Genomic DNA, 16,605 nt, shown 5'->3' with positions numbered 1-16,605 from the left:
ACCCCCGAAGCACCAAACAAAACAATCCTCTCGCTTCACGGGGAATTATGCAACAGGCCCCACGAGGGGGAGGGGGGGCGGCGAGGCGGTGCCTCCAATCGGAGAATTGCCTCGACCGCATCGGGGTGCACTGACGAAGGCCGATGGGCCTGACAATGAACAAGCTGGAGCGGACCATGCTGAGCGTTGAGAAGATTGATCTGCATTACGGGGCCGCGCAGGCGTTGAAGGCGGTGTCGCTGGAGGCGAAGGTCGGCGAAGTGACCTGTGTGATGGGGCGCAACGGGGTGGGCAAGACGTCGACCTTACGCGCGATCGCCGGTCAGCAAGGCATCAGCGCCGGACGCATCCTGTGGAACGGGCAGGACATTTCGAAGCTGGCGCCGCATCAGCGGGCGAGGCTCGGCATTGCCGTGGTGCCGCAAGGGCGGGAGATCTTTCCGCTTCTGAGCGTGAAGGAGAACCTTGAGACCGGCTTTGCGCCGCTGCCCTGGCGGGACCGCAAACTGCCTGCCGAGATCTTCGAGCTGTTCCCGGTGCTGAAGGCAATGCTGTCACGCCGGGGCGGCGACCTGTCGGGCGGCCAGCAGCAGCAGCTCGCCATTGCCCGCGCCCTCGTCACCCGGCCGCGCCTGCTGATCCTCGACGAGCCGACCGAAGGCATCCAGCCGTCGATCATCAAGGATATCGGCCGGGCCATCGACTGGTTGCGGCAGCAAGGCACGATGGCCATCGTTCTAGTGGAGCAATATTTCGAATTTGCCCGCGATCTGGCTGACACATTCGCGGTCATGGACCGCGGCGAGGTGGTCATGGCGGGCGCGCGGGCGGAGCTGGACGAGCAGGAAGTCCGCCGCCACCTGACAGTTTAGACGATCCCTGAGGTCGCCGGGCGATCAATGGTCACGCTGTTGACACGCTTTGCCTTAGACTAGCCGCGATTCGATTGCGGAGAGACGGGATGAAGCGCGCGCTGATCGCACTGGCCGGAACGGGCCTCGTCGTCGGGACGGCTGTGTTCGTTGTGCCCATGTTCCTTCCGCGCGACGCGATCAAGGCGCGGGTGGTGCAGGAACTGGAAGCAGCCACTGGCTGGTATCTGAGGGTCGACGGACCGGTGTCGGTTTCCTTGATCCCCGGTTTGCACCTGACCGCGCGTGATGTTGGCCTGTCAGGCGAGGCTGGTGCGCAAGGCATCGAATTCGCAAAGGCGGAGGCGGTCGAGTTCTCGCTTGCCTGGGGCGCGTTGTTCGGCGGGGCGATCCAGGTCACCGGAGTGCGGCTGGAGGCGCCGCAGCTTCAGCTGGACATAGCTGCGGACGGCCGGACGAGCTGGGCCCCGCGTCAGCCGATGAAGCGGATCGAGAGCGTTTTCACGCAGTTTGACGGGGCAACACCAGCGCCGGCACCGGGCGCGGACACACCGGAGCCTGAGATCGCGGTCACTGGCCCGGATGCAGGGGCCGTTCGGGAACTGTCCGGTCTTACCCGTGTCGGGTTTGATGACATCGAGATCGTCAAGGGCCGGATCGCCTACGCCGATGCGCGCAGCGGCCAGTCCGTTCTTCTCACCGATGTAACTGCACGCCTGTCGGTTCCCGATCTGTCCGGTCCGGCCCGGTTGTCCGGAACGGCCAAATGGCGGGAGCAGCCGGTCAGCGTCGAGGCGGAAGCGGATTCCCCGGTGAAGCTGGCAGGCGGGGCATCGGCAGCTGTGTCTGTCACGCTTGCATCCGGCAGCGCCAGCCTTTCGGCCAGGGGCAGTCTTGGCCTCAGCCCGCTGGCGCTTGACCTGAGGCTTGAGGGGGTTGCGCCGTCCCTGGCCGAAGCCGGGGCCCTGGCCGGCGTGGCTCCGGCAGATCTTCCGGCGCTTGCCGGTGCCGTCAGTCTTGCAGGCCGCGTCGCCGCCAGTCCGGCAGAAGTCCTGGTGCATGAAGCTGCACTGAGCGTCGGGGCCTTGAAGCTGTCGGGTGCCGCGCAAGCCGAGCTTGGCGGCAAGGCGCCCCGCATCACCGGACGCCTGCAGTCGAGTGGCGGTGCCCTCGGCGATCTCCTGGCATTGACTGGCAACACCCTGCCGGCGGAGGGAGCCTTTGGTGCGGATGTGGCCTTTGCCGCCCGTGGAGCTTCGGCAGCCGAGTTGCTCGCAAGCCTTGCCTTGTCCGGCAGCGTGTCGTTGCAGGATGGCGTCGTCTCCGGCCTCGGCCTTGCCTCTGTTGCTGGCGGCGATCCACAGGCGGATCAGCTTACCGGCCTCAACATGACGGCAAAATTCGACGGGCTGGACAAGCCTGTCTCTGTCACCGGTCAGGTCAACTGGCGCGGCGAACCGTTTGCCATTCGCGGCAAGGCAACGCCGGCGCCGCTGCTGGGTGGCCTGCCGGCACCGGTCGAGGTCAAGGCGCAAGGCCAGCGGGTGACCGTCGGCTTTGATGGGCAACTGGCAGGAGCACAGGGTCTCGACGGCGATGTGCTGCTGGAAACAGCGGACTTGCGAGGTCTTCTGTCCTGGATGGGGCGGCCGCTGCCTAAAGGTGACGGCCTGAAGGGCTTTTCGCTTGCCGGGCAGTTGGCGGTTGCGCCGCAGTCCGTCCAGTTCACACGGGCCCGCTTCACCCTCGACAGTATCAAGGGAACCGGTGACGGCAGCCTGCAGATTGGCGGGACACCAAAGCTGACGGCAAAGCTCATTCTGGAGAGCCTGCCGCTCGATCCCTATCTTGGCCGGGTAACATCAACGGCGTCTGCTGGCGGCAAGCAGGAAGGCAGCAGGAACCAGAGACCTGCCGCACCTGCCGGATGGAGCAATGCGCCGATTGATTTTGGCGGGTTGGCGGCCATTGATGCAGATTTGTCGCTGACCTCCGGTGGGATCACCTGGGACAAGATCAGCATCGGCGAGAGCATGGTCGCCGTGACGATCCGGAATGGAACGCTGGCGGCCAGTCTCGAACGCATGGCGCTTTATGGCGGCAACGGCAAGGGCAACCTCTCCGTCGAAGGCGGCGCGCGGCAGCCCCGGATCAGCGCAGCGCTGGATCTGGCTGACCTCAACGGGCGGGATTTCCTGCGGGATGCTGCGGGCCTGTCCTGGCTGCAGGGCAAGGCCGGGCTGTCCTTCGATGTGACGACCCAGGGCGGCAGCGAAGCGGAGCTGGTTGGAAATCTGGGCGGCACTGCGCGGATCGCTCTGAGCGATGGTGCGATCCTTGGCGTCAATATTCCGAAGATGGTGCGCGGTCTTGCGGTCGAGACCCTGCTTGGCTGGCAGACGGCCAAGGACAACCAGACCGATTTTACCAGCCTGAGCGCGTCGTTCTCGCTGCAGAACGGTGTTGCCGTCAGCAATGATCTGGCACTGGTCGGGCCCCTGCTGCAGATGAGTGGTGGCGGCACCACGGACATGCCGGCGATGACCCTGGACTGGCGGGTGGAGCCGCAGATCGTGCCGAGCCTTGAGGGCATCGCACCACAGCCGCGCAAAAAGGGCCAAGACAAGCAGATGGGCGGGCTTGGCGTGCCGATTGTCATTCGCGGCCCCTGGTCGCAGCCGCAGATCTATCCGGACATCCAGGGGATCCTGGAAAACCCTGCCGCTGCCTACAAGCAGCTGGAGGAGGTTGGCGGCGGCTTCATCAAACTGTTGCGGGCCAAACCAGAGGATATCCTGAGCACGACTGCCGGGACCCTGATTGAACAGGCTACTGGCGGCAGAACCCAGATCGACGTGCAGAAGGTGCTCGACGGCGAGGTCAATGACCAGGAAGTGCTGAAGGCTGTCGAGCAGGGATTCGGCCTGCCGAGCGGTTTTCTGGGCTCGCTGGGCGTGAAGGGCCTGCTGCCAGGCCAGAACTCACAGGGCGAAGCTGGCCCCGTCGTAATCCCGGACCAGCCGGCTGCGCCGCCACCGCCATAAGTCCGGCTCTCGCTGCGTCAATCCCGCGCGGAAATGGCCGCCCGCATCAGGGCGACGCTGTCGGCAATGCTGCCGGTGTTGTCGATGCGGATGAGGCCTTCCACGCCCGGCATGTCGAGATCGGCCTGATCAAGACGGGCCTCGATCTGCTCGCGCGTCTCGCGGCCACGGGCAGCAAGACGCTCGGCAAGGATTGCGCGCGGGGCGGTGATCAGCAGCACCCGGACATGGGCGTATTTGGCCTGAGCCAACGGCAGCGCGCGGCGGGCGCCGTTGGCGATGACCGTCAGGCCCTGCCGCACGGCTGCATCGACGCTCGGCGGCAGGATGTAGCCGAGGCCATGCGCCTCCCAGGCCAGCGCGACCTCGCCGCATGCACAGCGGCGGTCATACTCGGTCCGGTCGATGACGTCATGGTCCTCCGTCGCCCCGTCAGCGGCGCGGGTGATCAGGCGGCGGGCGAAGACGAACCGGGGGTCGGCGCTGAGATCGGCCCGCAGCGCGTTCATCAGCGTGTCCTTGCCCGCTCCGCTCGGGCCGACAACCAGAACTAGCCTGCCGGGACCCACCGGGGCTGCGTGCCCCATCTCCAGACTGTCCCTTGCTGCGATGTCGGTCATGTCTGGCTCCGTCTGGACGTTTCGCCTGCTGGCGATTTCTGCTTCAGGCGACCCGACGGCCTTCGCGCCAGACGCCGCGCACCACCGGTACGGACCCGACCATGCGCACCTGCACCAGATCGGCGCGCCGGCCTTCGACGAGGCGGCCGCGATCCTGCAGGCCGGCCATTTCCGCCGGGGTCGAGGTGACCATGGCCATGGCCTTGGGCAGCGTCAGGCTGTCGATCTCGTCTGCCAGTTGGAACGCGGCCTGCAGCAGGGAGGCCGGAACATAGTCGGACGAGAGAATGTCGAGACAGCCGTCTTCCGCCAGGGCCTTGGCCGAAACGTTGCCGGAGTGAGAACCGCCGCGCACCACGTTCGGGCCGCCCATCAGCACGCCCATGCCGGCGGCATGGGAGGCGCGAGCGGCTTCCAGGGTGGTCGGGAACTCGGCGATGCGGGTGTCGAGACTGATCGCCTCATCGACATGCGCGACGGTGGCATCGTCATGGCTGGCGATGATCACGCCATGTTCGGCCGCAATGGCCGAGATCAGCTTGCGATTGCGCGGGGCGATGTCATCGGCGCGGGCGCGGCGCTTCTCGATGAACTCGGCCATCTGCTCGTCGGTGAAGCCCTTCTTGGACTTGTAATAGAGCTTGTAGGCGTCGAGCGAAACGAACTGGCGCTGGCCCGGGGTGTGGTCCATCAGGGAGATCAGCTTGACCAGCGGATCATGACCGAAGATCTCGAAGCCCTCCATGACGTCCGGTGCGGAGACTTCGCAGCGCAGGTGGATGAAGTGATCGGCGCGCAGGCGGTTCTCAGCCCTGGCGGTCTCGATGGCATCGGCCAGCAGCCGCATGTCGTCGGCCTTGAGGTCTGCGTCCTCATCCATGCCGAGGCGCAGGGCGTCAAACACCGTGGTGATGCCGGCACAGGCGATCTGAGCGTCATGGGCCTGGACGGAGGAGACCGGGTTCCAGCGCACTTTCGGACGTGGGGCGTAGTGAACTTCGAGGTGGTCGGTGTGCAGCTCGATCAGACCCGGGATCAGATAATCGCCCTCGCAGTCATGGCCATGCGAGGCCGTGCCGCTGGCTACGCCGGAAATCAGGCCGGCGCGGGTGTCGAGGCTGCCGTCGATCACTTCATCGGGAAGCACGAGGCGGGCATTGCGGAAGCTGTGGGTCATCTCGGTCATGAACGGATCATCCTGAAGAAGTCAGAGTGCCTGGCCAAGGGCCGGCTCGGTCGGCGCAAGGGCGCCGGTCAATGGCAGCACATCCACCATCTTGAAGGGGGCGTTGCGCTCGGGTTCGCAGTAAAGGCCAAGGCTGGCGATGGCGTGCGGGCGGCGGATGACGGAGGCGAAATACGTCTCTGCCGCCTGTTGCAGGGCCGCGCGCGCGACGTCGTCATCCAGCTTCACCGACAGGGTCATGTGAAAGCGAAAATCCTCGAAGATGTAAGGATAGCCCCAGGCAGCGAGCAGCTCCTGCTGCCGCGCATTCAGGCCAGAGGCCATACGCCGGGCAATATCAGCTTCGCTGAGGGGAGCCCGGAACGGCTCGAAGGCGGTGACGCAGGCGGCGGCGAAGGCATTTAGCTCGGCACTGGCCGGCTGCGGTGTCAGGGCCAGAAAACGGCCGAGCAGGGTCACGTCCAGCGCCGGGATCTCGAAAGCGTCTGCGCGGGCACAGAAGCGGCGGAAGCCGTCGACAAGCTCGGCCTCACTGACACCATCTTTCAGCGAGAACGGCGCCTTCAGCGTTGCGTGGAAGCCGTAGCGGCGCGGATCGGTCGTCAGGCTTGCCATCTCGTCCGCCGTCAACCCGTCGACCTCGGGCTGCGTCAGCGGGGTGTCCGTTACGGCATCGCGGCCGAGCCATGTGGCGCCCAAACGAGTCAGTTCCGCATCAACGGGGGCGGTGTAGTAAATGGCGTAACGCATGGCGGCTAACTTTCGGACGTCTTCCTGATAATGGCAGAGCGCTTAGAGGGCGAGCGTGTCGGTTCGATGACAGTTTTGCAGTGATCAGTGCTCCGGATCGTAGCTATCGCAAAAGGCGGCGATGTCCGCCTGTTGAAAATCACTGAGCCGGGAAAAAATCACCTCATCCGGCCAGTCCCACCAACGGATGCGGCCAAGCCGAGCCGCGATCTCCGGTGCGAAGCGGTCGCGGATGCGCCTGGCCGGAACACCGCCGGCGATGGTGTAGGGCGCCACATCGCGGCTGACGACGGCGCCAGCCGCGATCACTGCCCCGTCGCCCACGGTCACGCCGGGCAGGATGATTGCGCCGTGGCCGATCCAGACATCATTGCCGATGAGGACACGGGCGGCGCGGCGGTCGGCGAAGAAGCCGGCGTCACGGGTGGCGGTTGGGTCATAATATTCCGGGCAATAGGTGAAGCGGTGCTGCGAGGGCCGGTCCATGGGATGGTTCGGCGCGCCGATCCGCACGGAATTGGCGATGGCGGTGAACTTGCCGATCACCGTATCCGCCACCTCGCAATATTCGCCCAGATAGCTGAAGTCGCCGATGCTGGCGTATTCCAGCCGGGAGTGGGCCAGCACCTCGCAGTGCCGGCCGAATGTCACCTCGCGCTGGCGCACGGTGGCATGGACCACCGATTCCGCCAGCTTTGCCTGTGCCTTGACGCTGTCCATCGCCAGTTCCCTTGTCTGATCAGGCTGCCCGGGCCGAGAAGCCAGAAACGTCGACAACGCGGTCGGCGATGACCTCGCGCACGTCGAGGTCATGCAGGATCCCGAGCATGGCAACGCCCTGTTGCTTTTTTTCGTTGACGAGGTCGATCACCACCGCGCGGTTGGCGGCGTCCAGAGAGGCCGTCGGTTCGTCCAGCAGCAGCAGCGGGTAGTGGGCGATGAAGCCACGGGCGATGTTGACGCGCTGCTGCTCGCCGCCGGAGAAGGTGGCGGGTGGCAGGGTCCACAGGGTTTCCGGCACGTTCAGCCGGGCCAGCAGGTCGCGCGCGACCTTGCGGGCGGCGGCCTCGCCGGTGCCCTGGGCGATCAGCGGTTCGGCAACGACATTTTCTGCCGACACGCGCGGGATGACGCGCAGGAACTGGCTGACGTAGCCGATGGTCTTCTGCCGCAGGGCCAGCACCTGACGCGGGGCGGCGCTGGCGATATTGACGATCTTCTCGTCCTCGGTGACCAGGATCTGACCGCGTTCGCAGCGGTAGTTGCCGTAGATCATCTTCAGGATCGAGCTCTTGCCCGCGCCGGAGGGGCCGCCGAGAACGACGCATTCGCCGGCCTCGACGGAAAAGCTGACACCAGCCACCACGGGAATGGCCAGACCGCCCTGCAGATGCATGGTGAAGGTCTTGCCGACGTCATTGAGACAAAGACGGGTGCGCATGGGGGACCTCAGACCTGGAGGATGGAAGAGACGAGAAGCTGGGTGTAGGGCGCCTGCGGGTCGTCCAGCACCTGATCGGTCAGGCCGGTCTCGATCACCTCGCCGTTGCGCATGACGATCATGCGATGTGACAGCAGGCGGGCGACGGCGAGATCATGCGTGACGATCACCACCGACAGGCCGAGATCGGCCACGAGGCCGCGCAGCAAGTCCAGAAGGCGTGCCTGCACCGACACGTCGAGACCGCCGGTGGGCTCGTCCATGAACACGAGGCGCGGACCGGTGACGAGATTGCGGGCGATCTGCAGGCGCTGGCGCATGCCGCCGGAGAAGGCGCGCGGGTCGTCATCGATGCGGGTGCCGTCGATCTCGACGCGCTCGAGCCAGTCAAGCGCCGTGCCACGGATGTTGCCGTAGTGGCGGTTGCCGACAGCCATCAGCCGCTCGCCGACATTGGCCCCGGCCGATACGGTCATGCGCAGGCCATCGGCTGCGTTCTGGTGCACGAAGCCCCAGTCGGTGCGCATCAGGAAGCGGCGTTCGGCCTCGGTCAGCTGGAACAGGTCGCGCATCGCGCCGTCGCGCATGCGGTACTCGATGGCACCGGCGGTCGGGGCGAGGCGGGTGGCGAGGCAGTTCAGGAGGGTGGTCTTGCCCGAACCGCTCTCGCCGACGATGGCCAGAACCTCGCCCGGCCACAGTTCGAAGGAGACATCGCGGCAGCCGATCCGGTCGCCGTAGAAGCGGGTGACGCCGCTGGCCCGCAGCAGGGGCTCTTCGCTCAGAAAGTCGGTCATTCGCCCGCCTCCGTCTTGGCTGTTCGGGATAATTTGCCGGCTAAATGCGATGCTGCCGGATTGGCGGCCATGTCGCCGATATGCCCCTCGGCGCGGCGTTCCTCGCAATAATCGCTGTCGGAACAGACGAACATGCGCCCGCCCTGGTCATCGAGCACTACTTCATCGAGATAGACATGCCGCGCGCCGCAAAGGCCGCAGGGCTTGTCGAACGTCTGCACCTCGAAGGGATGGTCGTCGAAGTCGAGGCTCTTGACCTTGGTGTAGGGCGGGATGGCGTAGATGCGCTTCTCGCGGCCTGCGCCGTAGAGCTGCAGCGCCTTCATGTTGTCGATCTTCGGATTGTCGAACTTCGGTGTCGGCGAGGGATCCATCACGTAGCGGTCGGCGACCTTCACCGGATAGGCATAGGTCGTGGCGATGCGGCCGTGGTGGGCGATGTCCTCGTAGAGCTTCACATGCATGAGGCCATATTCCTCAAGCGCGTGCATCTTGCGGGTCTCGGTCTCGCGCGGCTCGAGGAAACGCAGCGGCTCGGGGATCGGAACCTGGAAGACGAGGATCTGGTCCTCGGTCAGTTCCTTCTCCGGGATGCGGTGCCGGGTCTGGATGATGGTGGCGTCCTTCGTCGCCGAGGTGGTCTTCACCTGCGCCGTCTTTTCAAAGAAGCCACGAATCGCGACCGCATTGGTGGTGTCGTCGGAGCCCTGGTCGATGACCTTCAGCGTGTCCTCGCGGCCCAGCACGGCGGCGGTCACCTGCACGCCGCCGGTGCCCCAGCCGTAAGGCATGGGCATCTCGCGGGCGGCGAAGGGAACCTGGTAGCCGGGGATGGCAATGCCCTTCAGGATGGCACGGCGGATCATCCGCTTGGTCTGCTCGTCCAGATAGGCGAAGTTGTACTCGCCCTCGGTCTCGGTGATGGCAACTGCGGTCATTCTGCTGCCTCCTTCTCGCTTGTGCCCGTCGCTCCGGATCCGATGGCTTCGCTGGCTGCGGCCTGGTCTGCGGCCTGTCGGTCGAACCACTCGCCGCGCATGCGCCGAACCAGATCCAGCTCGGCCTGGAAGTCCACGTAGTGCGGCAGTTTCAGGTGTTCGACGAAGCCAGTGGCCTGGACGTTGTCCGAATGGGACATGACGAATTCCTCGTCCTGCGCCGGGGCGGTGCGTTCCTCGCCCAGCTCCTCGCAGCGCAGCGACCGGTCGACCATGGCCATGGACATGGCCTTGCGCTCGACCTGGCCGAAGACAAGGCCGTAGCCGCGCGTAAACTGCGGCGGGACCTTGGCCGAGCCCTTGAACTGGTTGACCATCTGGCACTCGGTCACGTTGATGCGGCCGAGCGGCACGGCAAAGCCCAGTTCCTCGGCGAAGAACTCCACCTCCACCGCGCCATAGCGGATCTCGCCGGCGAAGGGATGGGTGCGGCCGTAGCCGCGCTGCGTGGAATAGGCCAGCGCCAGCAGGAAGCCCTCGTCGCCCCGGGCAAGGTTCTGCAGCCGCAGGTCACGGCCAGCGGGGAAGGAGAGCGGTTCGCGCGTCAGGTCGCCAACTGCGGCGGTCTCTTCCGGCTGCACGTCTTCCTCGATGAGGCCTTCACCGCTCAGGAGATCCGTGACGCGCGGCATGGCGGTCTCGGTCACCTCGGCCGTCAGCGGCGCGTCCAGTTCGCCATCGGCGGCGAGCTTGAAATCGAGCAGACGGTGGGTGTAGTCGAAGGTGGGTCCGAGCAGCTGGCCGCCCGGCAGGTCCTTGAAGGTGGCCGAGATGCGGCGTTCGACCAGCATGGCGCTAGTGTCGACCGGCTCGCTGTAGCCGAAGCGGGGCAGCGTGGTGCGGTAGGCGCGCAGCAGGAACACGGCCTCGATCAGGTCGCCGCGCGCCTGCTTGATGGCCAGCGCTGCCAGACCCTCATCGTAGAGCGAACCTTCGCCCATGACACGGGCCACGGCGATGGCGAGCTGGCCGGCGATCTGTTCCAGCGTCAGGCCGGGAACCGACCGGTCGCCCCGGCGCTTGGTGGCCATGAGGCGATGGGCGTTGCGGATGGCCTTCTCGCCACCCTTGACGGCAACATACATGGTTCAGGCCTCCGACCGGGTGATGCTGGTTGAACGGGGCAGGCCGACGATCTCGTTGCCAGCGGCAAAGACCATGTCGACCCCGCGCGGGAACAGGCGGGTGTTGTCCTCAGCCTGGTCCCAGAAGGTGATGGGCACCGGCGAGACGCGCAGCGGCTGCGTTGTCTCGATGCCCGGACCGGTCAGTGTGACGGCCTTGCCGCCCGTGAAGCTGTCGACGCCGATCAGCAGCGTCGTCGAGCGATCCGGATATTCCAGCGTGCCAAGCGCGAAGCTAGACAGGGCCGGCAGCGTCCTGGCGTCACTGACGAGGGCAAAGGTCGCCTCCAGCGGCGAGGCCACGACCGGGGCGCCGGTGTGGAACTTGAGGAACTGGCCGACGGCGTCCACCCGGGCGAGCGCCGGATCGAGCCACAGCGGCGTGTCATAATCGGCGAGGGCCAGGGCCATTGCAGCGAGCGCCGGAGTCAATGGGGCCGGTGGCTGGATGCCGGCAGCGTCGATGGCCGTCAGGCGGCCAGGACGCGACAGCGCCATCATGACCGAACGGAAAACCTGCTGACCCTGATGTACAGGATCGGAGAAGCCCGGGCTGAGGGGGGCGGCGGAGAGCGGGCGGGCAGTCATCAATCGTCTCCGCGAACCATGGTGAAGAAATCAACCTTCGTCGCCGCCGTTTCGGCGCGGACGGTGGCATCGGCAGCGGTGGCCCTGGAGGCCAGGGGGGCGACGATGGCCTCTTCGACCTTTCCGGTCATGTCCGGCATCTGCCAGAGGGCGTCGACGAGGGCGGCGTGCAGGGCCTTTTGCTTGGAGCGGCCCATGACATAGGACGATCCTGCGACGCCGTTCTCGAGCCGGACGACGCAGCGGGTCACCGTGACCTCGCCGAGGTTGAAGGGGGCGCCGGTGCCACCCATGCGGCCGCGCACCATGACGAGGCCGGTCTCCGGAGCCCGCACCATCTCGTGGGCGGGCAGGGGCGACAAGGCGTTCAGGGCGGTGGCAAGGTCTTCGGGAGAGGCGGAAGCCAGCGCAGCCATCATGCGGCGGCGGGCGTCAGCGGAAAGGTCGGAGGATGCGGATTTAGGCGTGGCTTCAGCAGGCATGGCCATGCTCCTCAGCGTCTTGGATCAGGCAGGCATCGTTCTAGACTTGATTTGTCTATTTGTATAGACGAATTTTTTGATTGACTGACTGATAGCGAAAATTGATGACGAACCCATGACGCAGCGAGTGAACATCGACCGGGGCGCGGGCATTGCCGTCTGGCGGCAGATTGCAGAATGGGTGCGGGCCGAGGTGAGCGCCGGCACCTTCGTGCAAGGCAGCCGCCTGCCGACGGAAACGGAGATTGCCGACCGGTTCGGCGTGAACCGGCATACGGTGCGCAGGGCCATCGCCGCGCTGACAGCGGAGGGCATCCTGCGTGCGGACCAGGGGCGCGGGACCTTCGTGACCGGCCAGCCGATTTCCTATCCGATCACCGCCCGGACACGGTTTTCCGAGATTATCACCAGCCAGTCGCGGGAACCGGGCGGTAGCCTCATCGGCTCGGCCGTCGAGGAGGCAGATGCACTGCTGGCCGGATGGCTGGAGGTTCCGGTCGGAACCTTGCTGATCCGCCTGGATACGTTGAGTGTCGTTGACGGGGTGCCGTTGATGGTCGGAGCCGCCTGGCTGGAGCAGGGCCGGTTTCCGAGCCTGCTGCGCGACTATGCCGAGACGAATTCGCTGACGGCGGCGCTGAAGCGTGCGGGCATCGAGGATTACACGCGCAAGGAAACGCGCATCAGCGCCGAACTGGTCGACCCGGAAGATGCGCGCCTGCTGGAAGTGCCGCTTGGCACGCCCGTGCTGATCATGGAAAGCGTCAATCTCGATCCGGACGGCCGCCGGATCCAGTATGGCCGCGCCCGGGTTGCCGCCGAGCGGATCCAGATCGTCGTTCCGAACGACTAGAGGCTGACGTCAGCGCCAGTATCGCGGCGCCTTGTTTGCTTCTTCCCAGGAGTCCTTGGCCTGACGCCAGGCGTGCCGGGCCGAGGCCTCGTGCCAGCCGATGACAAAGCCCGCCGCCTGCGCCAGATCCTTTGCGGCCGGACCGTCGGGCAAGGGCAGGTCGAGCAGGGCCTCGGCCATGGCCACATCATTGAGGTAGCCGAAGACATCCTGCAGCGATTTCAGGCGCTTCAGATAGGACTTGCGCGCGCCCTTGGGGGACAGGGCGGCGAAAAACTCCAGCCCATAGCGGAACTTCTTCAGCGCCTTGCGCATGTCATGCCGCTCGGGGATCGTCAGGGTGTCGAGCTGGTTGCCGTATTTCTGCAGCTTGCGCCACTGCGCATCGAGCGCTGTGGCGGCAAAGTCGGCCACGGGAACGGCCAGGCGCTCGCTCTGGCCGAAGTCTTCCGGCGATATCCAGCCACGTGTTTCGGTATAGGCGGCAAGATCAAACAGGAAGTCGTTGAAGGTCTGGCTCGCAAGCAGCGCCGCAGCTTCCTCCCGGCGGTCCGAACGGAGGGTGTCGAGGTGACGCTCCAGATGCGCCAGGTCGACCCGCTGGGGCGCTGCGGCCAGAAGCGGCGCGATGATGTCTGCGGCCAGGACGTCAAGGTCACGGACCAGCCCGATGGCCAGGGCAAGCTTGCGGGCGGCGTCATCCAGCGGGCCTGTGCTGCGCGGATTGATCAGGGGCCGGAACAGGCGCAACGCCGTGCGCAGGCGGCGCTGGCCGACGCGCAACTGATGCGGCCCTTCCGGATCATTTCCGGACAGGATGGCCATCCGGTTGCGTGCGATCTGGCTGAGGCAGGAGCGCAGGATGGCATGATAGGCCCGTTCCGCCGACTGGCTCACGGACAGGGTGATGTCTTCGGCAAGCGCGGGTGCGCCTGTCGACCGGCTGGACAGGCCGTTTGCAAGGCGGTCGCCGCGCTCGGCCTTGCTCAGCTGAGAAAACCGGAAAGGGCGTGGGCCGACAAGTTGCCGCGCCACGCTGTAGAGGGCACCGACAGATCCGGACTTCAGCTCCAGTTCCAGTTCGGTCAAAGGTTCGCGCCGGGCACCCGCAACGACCTCGCCGTGATCGACGGCGACCTCGACGGCGCTGCCGTCGCTGGTCTTGACCATGCGGGTGGTGCGGTTGATCACGGTTTCGAAGCGCGGCGACAGGGCCTCGCCGGCAAGCGCGGTCAGGATTTCCGCACGCACCGTTTCATCCGGAACGGCGTCCAGATCGAACTGCGCGGACGGAACATTGGTCTCGTATTCGCGAGGAGAATGCAGGCCGCTGCCGGCCTGGTCGCCTGGCAGCTTCACGGTCTGGATCCACTGCTTGCCCTTCAACCTGACGCGCGCAGCGATCCTTGCGCGGGCAAGCGCGGTGTCCGGCGTGTCATAGTAGATCGACCGCAGGGTCTGGGTCTTGCCCTTGCCGGAATCAAAGCCGAAAGGCAGAGCGACAGTCGCAATCGCGGCTGCGTCTTCCGGCGCCAGTTCGAGCTTCAGCTCGATTTCCCTGTTTGAAGTAGCCATATGGCGGTTTTATCGAAGCGGTCGGATGCTGTCTACAAAGATGCAACAGGTGCGCCTTTGTTTATCCGGCTTACTTCATGCCAGGCGCAGGAGGCGCTGCAGGCGGGCAGAAATCTTCATCAGCATGGAGATCGTCCAAGGGATGGGACGGCGGTTGAAGGCAATCTTGCGCACATAGACAGGGACATGCCAGACGGCATGGGTTCCGGCCGGGAACAGCATGCTGACGCCGGGACGGCCGACGTAGGTGTTGCCCCTGTCGTCGGTGATGTGAACCTCACCTTCGAGAAACAGGACGGTCTCATCCCAATCGAAATGCCAGTTGAACTTTCCGGCCGTGCAGTCCCAATGATCGGTGGAGGACCAGCCGTTGGTGCCGATCGACAGGCTGTCGAGCCGCGCCTGCGGATCGCCTTCAAGCACCCATTCCTTGCGGATCGGTGCGCTGCGCAGCGCTGTCTTGGTCAAAGCGGCATAGGCAAAGGCCGGCGGGGCGGAAACGATCTTGATCGAGCCATCCAGGCTCGGATTGCCATTGGCTTCCTGGCTCAAGCTGTCAATCTCGGCAATCGTCATCGTGCTCGCCTCATCTGCCCTGTCACGCCTCTTGCGGACGTCTGTTGTGCCCTTGGTGTTGCACGCAGGGCGTTTCAATGAGGTTTATCGTCGGGCCGGTGAGGCCATTGTTTGCAAAAGCGGTTAATCGACTGTCGCCGAATTCAATCAACTGGTCGGTTATACCTTGGAGCCTCCAGCGCCCAGCTCTCGATGTCATGCGGCCGGCCTTCCTGATCCGCGAAGGCGACGATGTCGCGGTCCAGGATTGCTTGGAACAGGGGCTGAGAGGTGACAACCATGCGACGGCCGCGGTCGAAGATCAGCAGTTCGAAGCCCTGGGCGATCCGCTCTCGCAAATAGGCAGCGGCGTCGCTGGTTTTCCAGGCCAGCGGACGGGCCGGATCGACGAACATCACATACACCCGCTCGACCGGGTCACGGTGAAAGTAGGCGCCGGCATCCAGAGGATGCGGGATGCGGTTGCGCTCGGGTGAGTTTGTCACGCGCGCGGAGAGATAGGCGCAGTGATAGGCGAGGCAGGCGGCGGGGCGCTCCGGCGCGCCAAAGATCGCGCAGCCGCCACCCTCAATGTGGCTGCAGGGTCGATACATCGGTTTGTTCAGGGGGCCGATTTCGGGAAGTTCGCAGCAGTAGGTGCAGGTCCGGCACCAGGACACGCGCGCGCCGGCATCCTTCTTGCGTTTTGCCTGCCCCATGCCTCTCCCCTTTCGCCGGCTGTCCAGTCACGCGACAATCAAGGAATTCGCCTGAGACCTCAAGCGGCTGCAATCAAGTCGGAGGTTCGGGAAGAAGAACATGCCGCAATGGGCGCCGGCAAAGGCTCTTTGCCGGCATGGTGCCCCTGGCCCGACTCGAACGGGCACTCCCTCACAGGAAACGGATTTTGAATCCGTCGCGTCTACCAATTCCGCCACAGGGGCCTGTGTCGTGGAGCGCGACTATAGCCGCAAAGCTTCAGCCGTCAATCGCTTTGCCGTCGCTATCCCCGCCCGGCTTCGCCTTTGCTGCGCGCCATTGAAAAGCGCAAGGGTCGACACCAGGCGCCGTGACAAAACGCTGCTGCACCGCTATGCAGTCTGGCATGTTTCTAGGGGATTGCGACCAAACATGTTGAGACGCCTTTACGACTGGACCCTTTCGCTTGCCTCCGGCCCGCGTGCGCCGGCTGCTCTCGGTTCGGTGTCCTTCATCGAGAGCTCCTTTTTCCCGATTCCGCCAGACCTGCTGCTGATTCCGATGGTCATCGCCAAGCGCGAGAAGGCCTGGTGGTACGCGTTCCTGTGCAGCATCACATCGGTGCTGGGCGGTGTACTTGGCTATTTTATCGGCGCAGTCCTGTTCGAGCAGATCGCCCGGCCGATCCTCGACTTCTATGGCTACATGGACAAGTTCGACCAGTTCAGCGTCATCTTCAACGAATGGGGCTGGTGGTTCGTGTTCTTCGCCGGCCTGACGCCATTTCCCTACAAGGTGATCACGATCTCCGCCGGTGCGACCGGGCTGTCGATGCCGGTGTTTCTCGTGGCCAGTATCGTGTCGCGCAGCTTGCGCTTCTTCATCGTAGCCGGATTGCTCTATTTCTTCGGGCCAGTGATCCGTGACTTCATCGAAAAGCGGTTGGGCCTTGTTTTCACCGTCTTCGTGGTGCTGCTGTTCGGCGGATTTGCGCTGATCAAATTGCTCTAGGGAAGACAGT

17 protein-coding genes and 1 tRNA gene are annotated in these 16,605 nt (G+C 65.1%); 4 read left to right on the top strand and 14 right to left on the bottom strand.

What is annotated here, in order from left to right:
- Positions 1 to 176: 176 nt before the first annotated feature.
- Positions 177 to 872: an urea ABC transporter ATP-binding subunit UrtE gene (gene urtE, locus ACTIFE_RS16650; RefSeq protein WP_439530290.1), complete on the top strand. Its 696-nt coding sequence runs from the start codon at positions 177 to 179 to the stop codon at positions 870 to 872.
- Between the two features lie 89 nt (positions 873 to 961).
- Entirely contained in the window at positions 962 to 3,916 is a 2,955-nt protein-coding gene (locus ACTIFE_RS16645) for an AsmA family protein (protein ID WP_439530289.1), read from the top strand.
- Positions 3,917 to 3,933: 17 nt separating this feature from the next.
- Here ACTIFE_RS16645 and phnN read toward each other — a convergent pair whose 3' ends face one another.
- The 10 genes from phnN to phnG form a co-directional block, all read right to left on the bottom strand.
- Positions 3,934 to 4,536, bottom strand: coding sequence for a phosphonate metabolism protein/1,5-bisphosphokinase (PRPP-forming) PhnN (gene phnN / locus ACTIFE_RS16640; protein ID WP_439530288.1), 603 nt, complete (start codon positions 4,534 to 4,536; stop codon positions 3,934 to 3,936).
- A 43-nt stretch (positions 4,537 to 4,579) separates the two neighbouring features.
- Positions 4,580 to 5,722, bottom strand: coding sequence for an alpha-D-ribose 1-methylphosphonate 5-triphosphate diphosphatase (locus ACTIFE_RS16635; RefSeq protein WP_439530287.1), 1,143 nt, complete (start codon positions 5,720 to 5,722; stop codon positions 4,580 to 4,582).
- Between the two features lie 21 nt (positions 5,723 to 5,743).
- The gene (locus tag ACTIFE_RS16630) at positions 5,744 to 6,472 is read right to left on the bottom strand and encodes a DUF1045 domain-containing protein (RefSeq protein WP_439530286.1); all 729 of its coding nucleotides are present in this window, start codon (positions 6,470 to 6,472) and stop codon (positions 5,744 to 5,746) included.
- Between the two features lie 84 nt (positions 6,473 to 6,556).
- Positions 6,557 to 7,192 (bottom strand): DapH/DapD/GlmU-related protein, encoded by a 636-nt coding sequence (locus ACTIFE_RS16625; protein WP_439530285.1) that lies wholly within the window; start codon positions 7,190 to 7,192, stop codon positions 6,557 to 6,559.
- Positions 7,193 to 7,211: 19 nt separating this feature from the next.
- Positions 7,212 to 7,913 carry a phosphonate C-P lyase system protein PhnL gene (phnL, locus tag ACTIFE_RS16620; protein ID WP_439530284.1) on the bottom strand — a complete coding sequence of 234 codons (702 nt, stop codon included), beginning with the start codon at positions 7,911 to 7,913 and terminating at the stop codon, positions 7,212 to 7,214.
- Positions 7,914 to 7,921: 8 nt separating this feature from the next.
- The gene (phnK, locus tag ACTIFE_RS16615; RefSeq protein ID WP_106753847.1) at positions 7,922 to 8,698 is read right to left on the bottom strand and encodes a phosphonate C-P lyase system protein PhnK; all 777 of its coding nucleotides are present in this window, start codon (positions 8,696 to 8,698) and stop codon (positions 7,922 to 7,924) included.
- A gap of 8 nt (positions 8,699 to 8,706) precedes the next feature.
- Positions 8,707 to 9,648 (bottom strand): alpha-D-ribose 1-methylphosphonate 5-phosphate C-P-lyase PhnJ, encoded by a 942-nt coding sequence (locus tag ACTIFE_RS16610; protein ID WP_439530283.1) that lies wholly within the window; start codon positions 9,646 to 9,648, stop codon positions 8,707 to 8,709.
- On the bottom strand, positions 9,645 to 10,793 hold the full coding sequence (locus ACTIFE_RS16605; RefSeq protein WP_439530282.1) for a carbon-phosphorus lyase complex subunit PhnI: 1,149 nt from the start codon (positions 10,791 to 10,793) through the stop codon (positions 9,645 to 9,647). The genes ACTIFE_RS16610 and ACTIFE_RS16605 overlap by 4 nt, the downstream gene beginning before the upstream one ends.
- 3 nt (positions 10,794 to 10,796) lie before the next feature.
- Positions 10,797 to 11,420 (bottom strand): phosphonate C-P lyase system protein PhnH, encoded by a 624-nt coding sequence (gene phnH / locus ACTIFE_RS16600; RefSeq protein WP_439530281.1) that lies wholly within the window; start codon positions 11,418 to 11,420, stop codon positions 10,797 to 10,799.
- Entirely contained in the window at positions 11,420 to 11,902 is a 483-nt protein-coding gene (gene phnG, locus ACTIFE_RS16595; protein ID WP_439530280.1) for a phosphonate C-P lyase system protein PhnG, read from the bottom strand. The genes phnH and phnG overlap by 1 nt, the downstream gene beginning before the upstream one ends.
- A gap of 115 nt (positions 11,903 to 12,017) precedes the next feature.
- Between phnG and phnF the strand changes: the two genes are divergently transcribed.
- Positions 12,018 to 12,755, top strand: coding sequence for a phosphonate metabolism transcriptional regulator PhnF (gene phnF, locus ACTIFE_RS16590; protein WP_439530279.1), 738 nt, complete (start codon positions 12,018 to 12,020; stop codon positions 12,753 to 12,755).
- Positions 12,756 to 12,764: 9 nt separating this feature from the next.
- Here phnF and ACTIFE_RS16585 read toward each other — a convergent pair whose 3' ends face one another.
- The 4 genes from ACTIFE_RS16585 to ACTIFE_RS16570 all read right to left on the bottom strand — a co-directional run bounded on the left by ACTIFE_RS16585 (position 12,765) and on the right by ACTIFE_RS16570 (position 15,829).
- The gene (locus ACTIFE_RS16585) at positions 12,765 to 14,330 is read right to left on the bottom strand and encodes a CYTH and CHAD domain-containing protein (RefSeq protein ID WP_439530278.1); all 1,566 of its coding nucleotides are present in this window, start codon (positions 14,328 to 14,330) and stop codon (positions 12,765 to 12,767) included.
- A gap of 75 nt (positions 14,331 to 14,405) precedes the next feature.
- Positions 14,406 to 14,906, bottom strand: coding sequence for a cupin domain-containing protein (locus tag ACTIFE_RS16580; protein WP_439530277.1), 501 nt, complete (start codon positions 14,904 to 14,906; stop codon positions 14,406 to 14,408).
- A gap of 143 nt (positions 14,907 to 15,049) precedes the next feature.
- Positions 15,050 to 15,604 carry a hypothetical protein gene (locus tag ACTIFE_RS16575; RefSeq protein ID WP_439530276.1) on the bottom strand — a complete coding sequence of 185 codons (555 nt, stop codon included), beginning with the start codon at positions 15,602 to 15,604 and terminating at the stop codon, positions 15,050 to 15,052.
- A 138-nt stretch (positions 15,605 to 15,742) separates the two neighbouring features.
- Positions 15,743 to 15,829, bottom strand: a tRNA-Leu gene (locus tag ACTIFE_RS16570).
- Between the two features lie 187 nt (positions 15,830 to 16,016).
- Here ACTIFE_RS16570 and ACTIFE_RS16565 point away from each other — a divergent pair.
- Complete coding sequence (locus ACTIFE_RS16565) at positions 16,017 to 16,595, top strand: YqaA family protein (protein ID WP_439530275.1); 579 nt, start codon at positions 16,017 to 16,019, stop codon at positions 16,593 to 16,595.
- Positions 16,596 to 16,605 lie beyond the last annotated feature (10 nt).

Source organism: Pannonibacter sp. (assembly GCF_051860505.1).
In the GTDB taxonomy this organism is placed as follows: domain Bacteria; phylum Pseudomonadota; class Alphaproteobacteria; order Rhizobiales; family Stappiaceae; genus Pannonibacter.
This window is presented reverse-complemented; position numbering and strand designations above follow the sequence as displayed.

Bases quoted from the DNA above. Each gene is read 5' to 3' on its own strand.
- ACTIFE_RS16635 (WP_439530287.1), bottom strand. From the start codon at position 5,722: ATGACCGAGATGACCCACAGCTTCCGCAATGCCCGCCTCGTGCTTCCC.
- urtE (WP_439530290.1), top strand. From the start codon at position 177: ATGCTGAGCGTTGAGAAGATTGATCTGCATTACGGGGCCGCGCAGGCG.
- phnH (WP_439530281.1), bottom strand. From the start codon at position 11,420: ATGACTGCCCGCCCGCTCTCCGCCGCCCCCCTCAGCCCGGGCTTCTCC.
- ACTIFE_RS16625 (WP_439530285.1), bottom strand. From the start codon at position 7,192: ATGGACAGCGTCAAGGCACAGGCAAAGCTGGCGGAATCGGTGGTCCAT.
- ACTIFE_RS16565 (WP_439530275.1), top strand. From the start codon at position 16,017: ATGTTGAGACGCCTTTACGACTGGACCCTTTCGCTTGCCTCCGGCCCG.
- phnN (WP_439530288.1), bottom strand. From the start codon at position 4,536: ATGACCGACATCGCAGCAAGGGACAGTCTGGAGATGGGGCACGCAGCC.
- ACTIFE_RS16645 (WP_439530289.1), top strand. From the start codon at position 962: ATGAAGCGCGCGCTGATCGCACTGGCCGGAACGGGCCTCGTCGTCGGG.
- ACTIFE_RS16585 (WP_439530278.1), bottom strand. From the start codon at position 14,330: ATGGCTACTTCAAACAGGGAAATCGAGCTGAAGCTCGAACTGGCGCCG.
- ACTIFE_RS16630 (WP_439530286.1), bottom strand. From the start codon at position 6,472: ATGCGTTACGCCATTTACTACACCGCCCCCGTTGATGCGGAACTGACT.
- phnL (WP_439530284.1), bottom strand. From the start codon at position 7,913: ATGCGCACCCGTCTTTGTCTCAATGACGTCGGCAAGACCTTCACCATG.
- ACTIFE_RS16580 (WP_439530277.1), bottom strand. From the start codon at position 14,906: ATGACGATTGCCGAGATTGACAGCTTGAGCCAGGAAGCCAATGGCAAT.
- ACTIFE_RS16605 (WP_439530282.1), bottom strand. From the start codon at position 10,793: ATGTATGTTGCCGTCAAGGGTGGCGAGAAGGCCATCCGCAACGCCCAT.
- phnF (WP_439530279.1), top strand. From the start codon at position 12,018: ATGACGCAGCGAGTGAACATCGACCGGGGCGCGGGCATTGCCGTCTGG.
- ACTIFE_RS16610 (WP_439530283.1), bottom strand. From the start codon at position 9,648: ATGACCGCAGTTGCCATCACCGAGACCGAGGGCGAGTACAACTTCGCC.
- phnG (WP_439530280.1), bottom strand. From the start codon at position 11,902: ATGCCTGCTGAAGCCACGCCTAAATCCGCATCCTCCGACCTTTCCGCT.
- ACTIFE_RS16575 (WP_439530276.1), bottom strand. From the start codon at position 15,604: ATGGGGCAGGCAAAACGCAAGAAGGATGCCGGCGCGCGCGTGTCCTGG.